Raw genomic sequence first — 4,234 nt, forward strand, 5'->3', positions numbered from 1 at the left:
GACGACGCGGGTTGCAGAACTCGCCCGAAGCCAGCACGTCGACCACGCCGGTCTTGACGGCGAGCGACAGCAGTTCGCCACCGGCCACTTCCTGACCGCCCTTGTTGGCGGAATTTCGCCAGTTGTTGAAGAAGTACCTGGCGCTGCCCTTGTGCACCACGTCGAACAGCGTGCCTGCGATCACCAGCACGATCATGATCACGACGAAGGTCTGCATGACGGCCGGCGACAACTGCGCCGATAGCAAGGCGAATGGATTGCTGGCGAACATCGTTCCCTCTCAGCGGCGGTAATTGCGACCACGTGTGCTTGGCGGTCGATGTGTGGTTGGACGCCAGCGATTCTGCAGTCAGGCCCGCACCGCATGAAGGCGAAGATATTTATGGTCCGATAGAGGCGCCGAATGAAGGACCGCAATTCCCCGAAAACCTCTTGCAAACCCTAGGAGCGGCGGACTACGATTTCGCAGCCGTCGAGGCGTAATGCTCGCGAAGGATTTGCAGCACCTCGGGCCGGCTGAACTCGGGAGGCACCGCGCCGTTCTGTTCGAGCGACTTGCGCAGTTGCGTGCCCGACACCTGCAGCCGGTCGGCCGCTTCGTGCGGGCAGGTGCGCGCCGACGCCATGCCGCCGCAGCGGAAGCACCAGAAGGTCCAGTCGATCTTCATCGGCTGTATCTGCAGTGCGTCGGGCGCAATCTCGTCGAAGATGCGGTGCGCGTCGAACGGGCCGTAGTAGCTGCCCACGCCGGCGTGGTCGCGCCCCAGGATCTGGTACGCACAGCCGTAGTTCTGGCGGAACACCGCGTGCAGCAATGCCTCGCGCGGGCCTGCATAACGCATATCCAGAGGGTAGCCCGCCTGCACCACGGTGTGGGGCGCGAAGTACTTTTGAATGAGCTCGCCGATGGCGCGCGTGCGAACGTCGGCGGGAATGTCACCCGGCTTGAGGTTGCCCAGCAGCGAATGCACCAGCACGCCGTCGCAGATCTCGATCGCCACCTTGGCCAGATATTCGTGCGAGCGGTGCATGGGATTGCGCGTCTGGAACGCGGCTACGCGCTGCCAGCCCAGGCGCTGAAATTCGGCGCGCGTCTCGGCGGGCGTCATGAACAGCGCGCGATACCTGGCCTTGAAGCCGCCGTCGGACAGTACGCGCAGCGCTCCGGCCAGGTTCACGTCGCCCTGCTCCATGACCATGCGCACGCCCGGGTGCTCGGCATCCGTGGTCTTGAATACCTGCTGGCACTCATGCGCCTTGTCGATGCGATATTTCTCGCTGACATGCAGCGTCGCGAGCACGCTTTCGTCGTCGGGATCGATGAGCGCCACGTCGGAGCCCGTTTCGATGGAATCGGCCGTTGCCGCGTCGGTCGACAGCGTGATCGGGATGGGCCAGAACAGGCCCTGCGCGGTGTGCATGTGGTCGCACACGGCTTGCCAGTCGGCTTGGCCCATGAAGCCGTCAAGCGGCGAAAAGCCGCCGATGCCGAGCATGATCAAGTCGCCCTTCTCGCGTGAGCTGATGCACACGCGGCGCAACTGCTGCGCGCGTGCGCGTTCGGCCAGCTGCGCGGTGTCGGTCAGCATCAGAGGCCTGAGCGGGACACCTCCGTGGGGCGGAATCAGATCGGGCAAGGCAGGCCTCCGTGGTGGGGACTCGCATGCATTTTCGCGAGCACGGTGCCGAGTGCAATTCGGAATTGTTGATCCGCCGATAAGCGCACCTGATCGGGCCGCCGCGCGACGACAATGTCCGATCAGCCCATGGGTGCACGATGACCGAAGACAGCGCTGCTGAAAACCCTCGAACCCGACTGGTCGACGTGGACGGCCTGGCCCGTGCACTGCAGGACTTTGCGACCGAGCGCGACTGGGTCCGCTTTCATTCGCCAAAAAACCTGGTGATGGCGCTCACCGGCGAGGTGGGCGAACTCAGCGAACTTTTCCAGTGGATGCCCGAGCAGGCCTCGTTGACCGCCGCCAGCGACCCGCGGTTGACCGAGCCGCTGCGTGACGAACTGGCCGACGTGCTGCTCTATCTGGTACGGCTGGCCAGCGTGCTGGGTGTGGACCTCAACGAAGCGGCCATCCGCAAGCTGAAGAAGAACGGCGACAAGTACCCGGTCTCGGCGTCGTACGGATCGAGCCGCAAGTACACCGAGTTGGGTCCGGGCCCGGCGAAGTGAGCCACGGGTTGGCGCGGCACGCCGGCCTCATGCCCGGCAGTGCTGCATGAAGTCGGCAGTCGTCGGACGTGTGGGCGCGTTCCTGAACCGCCCCATCGAGGGCGATTGGCCGTACCTGTGAGCAGAACGACGAGTGGACCCCGAACCGGCGCTACATGCAGCTTGAGGGCCTACAGACCCTCAGCGCTACCGTTCCCACTCGGCTGCTCGCTGTGGCTCGCTGAGTACCGCCGCCTGGACGGCACGCTGCCGATGCCCCCTCCCCGAGACGTGTGTGCCCACCGAGCCCCTTCACTGAACCGATTGCCCCCTCTCAGCATGTTCGACGACAACCAGATCCTCATCCCCGACTCGTTCATGCGGCTCTATCTGCCGCCCGGCCGCATCAAGCCGAACGCGCCGCGCGAGGTGATCGCGCAACGCTACGAACTCTGCGAAGACATGGCTCAGATGCTGACGGAGACCGCCCGAACCACGGTGGTCGCACTGGGCATCACCGAGTCGGACGTGCTGGAGCGCATCTATCGGGGCCTGACGAGCGGCGACACGGCGTTCGGTGCCGATGAAAGCCGTTGGGTCCTGCGTCGGCTTGCGGAGTTGCTGGAGTGGGACGTTGCCGTGCTTATCGCCACGCTGGCAGACGACGCCTGACGAGGGTTGCGCGTCGCGGTCAGTCGCGGCCGGCGCGAGCCGCGTGACAGACCGACCAGCTCAGAGCGCGCGTCTCAACGCCTCGAAGAACAACTCCGACTGCACGCGCTCGCCGAGCGTCTGTTGCGCCACGCGCTGCGCAATTGCCGGCGCCACAGGCGCCAGCGGCCGGCCGGTGGAGCCGGCCAGCACCTGCGCCGCGCAAGCCCGCTCGAGGTAATACAAGTCGTCGTAGGCGTGGTCGATGCGCGAGCCGCAGACCACCACGCCGTGGTTGCCGAGGAAGACGACATCGGCGCCGTGCATGGCGCGGGCAATGCGCTCGCCTTCGGCGATGTCGAGCGCCAGCCCGTTGTAGTCGGCATCCACGGCGACCCGCCCGTGAAAGCGCATGGCAGTCTGCGACAAGGTGGTGTCCAAGGTCCGATCGACGGTCAAGGTCAACGCCATCGCGTACGGCATGTGGGTGTGCAGAACGCAGGCCTTGCCGGCGATGCGGTGGATGGCGGCATGGATGAACATGGCCGTCGGCTCCACTTCGTGGCGCCCCGCAAGGCGGCTGCCCGCCCCGTCGATCATCACGATGTCGTCGGCCGAGACCTCGCTCCACAACAGGCCGCGAGGGTTGAGCAAGAACCTGCCGGACCCGTCGGGCAGTTCGATGCTGAAGTGGTTGCACACGCCCTCGGCGAGGCCATGGTGCGCAGCCGCCCGCAGGGCCAACGCCAGGTCCGCGCGCAGCCGGCCGACCGGCTCGGAATGGAAATCGTCAATGTGCGAAGACGGGTTCGGCATGTTCTCGACCTGACCGCTAGGCAATCGAGCGCAGCACGCCACCATCCACACGGAGCGACGCGCCGGTGGTGGCCGACGCGCGCGCACTGCACACGTAGGCGATCATCGCCGCCACTTCATCGGGCGTCGCAAAGCGCTGCAGTACTGACGAGGGCCGCGCGGTCGAAAAGAACTCGCCAGCCCGCGCGCCACGGCGAGTTGCGCCGTCTTGGTCATGCCGTAGTGGATCATCTCGGTGGGGATCTGCAGCGCCGACTCGCTCGACACGAACACGATGCGGCCCCAGTCTCGCTCGCGCATGCCGGCCACGTAGTGGCGCGACAGGCGTATGCCGCTGAGCACGTTGGTCTCAAAGAAGCGCAGCCAGTCCTCGTCGGGGATCTGTTCGAAGGGCTTGGGCTCGAAAATGCCCAGGTTGTTGACGAGCACATCGACCTGCGGCAACTGCTCGATCAGCGCGCGGCAGCCGTCGGAGGTGGACAGGTCGAGCGCGAAGCCCCGCACGTGCGCGCCGGGTTGGCCGGCCTTGATGCTCTCGACGGCCTCGTCGACGCGCCGCTGCGTGCGGCCGTTGACGATGACCTGCGCGCCTTCGAGAGC

General features: G+C 65.9%; 5 protein-coding genes and 1 pseudogene. 2 read left to right on the top strand and 4 right to left on the bottom strand.

What is annotated here, in order from left to right:
- Nucleotides 1-271 (bottom strand): hypothetical protein (locus H0W38_RS17715; protein ID WP_292456533.1); only part of this gene is annotated, 271 nt, incomplete at its 3' end.
- Between the two features lie 184 nt (nucleotides 272-455).
- On the bottom strand, nucleotides 456-1,847 hold the full coding sequence (gene sat, locus H0W38_RS17720; RefSeq protein WP_292456535.1) for a sulfate adenylyltransferase: 1,392 nt from the start codon (nucleotides 1,845-1,847) through the stop codon (nucleotides 456-458).
- Here sat and H0W38_RS17725 point away from each other — a divergent pair.
- Entirely contained in the window at nucleotides 1,778-2,188 is a 411-nt protein-coding gene (locus H0W38_RS17725) for a nucleotide pyrophosphohydrolase (RefSeq protein WP_292456538.1), read from the top strand. The two genes, sat and H0W38_RS17725, sit on opposite strands and share 70 nt — an antisense overlap.
- Before the next feature lie 318 nt (nucleotides 2,189-2,506).
- On the top strand, nucleotides 2,507-2,839 hold the full coding sequence (locus tag H0W38_RS17730; RefSeq protein ID WP_292456539.1) for an ATPase with chaperone activity: 333 nt from the start codon (nucleotides 2,507-2,509) through the stop codon (nucleotides 2,837-2,839).
- Nucleotides 2,840-2,899: 60 nt separating this feature from the next.
- Here the strand turns inward: H0W38_RS17730 and H0W38_RS17735 are convergent, their stop codons facing one another.
- Both H0W38_RS17735 and H0W38_RS17740 read right to left on the bottom strand, forming a co-directional pair.
- Nucleotides 2,900-3,634, bottom strand: a complete 735-nt coding sequence (locus H0W38_RS17735) for an aldolase (protein WP_292456541.1) — start codon at nucleotides 3,632-3,634, stop codon at nucleotides 2,900-2,902.
- Nucleotides 3,635-3,650: 16 nt separating this feature from the next.
- A pseudogene (locus H0W38_RS17740) lies at nucleotides 3,651-4,213 on the bottom strand (SDR family NAD(P)-dependent oxidoreductase).
- Nucleotides 4,214-4,234: the final 21 nt, after the last annotated feature.

Origin of the sequence: Methylibium sp., assembly GCF_013817365.1 — a bacterium.
Lineage (GTDB): Bacteria > Pseudomonadota > Gammaproteobacteria > Burkholderiales > Burkholderiaceae_C > Methylibium.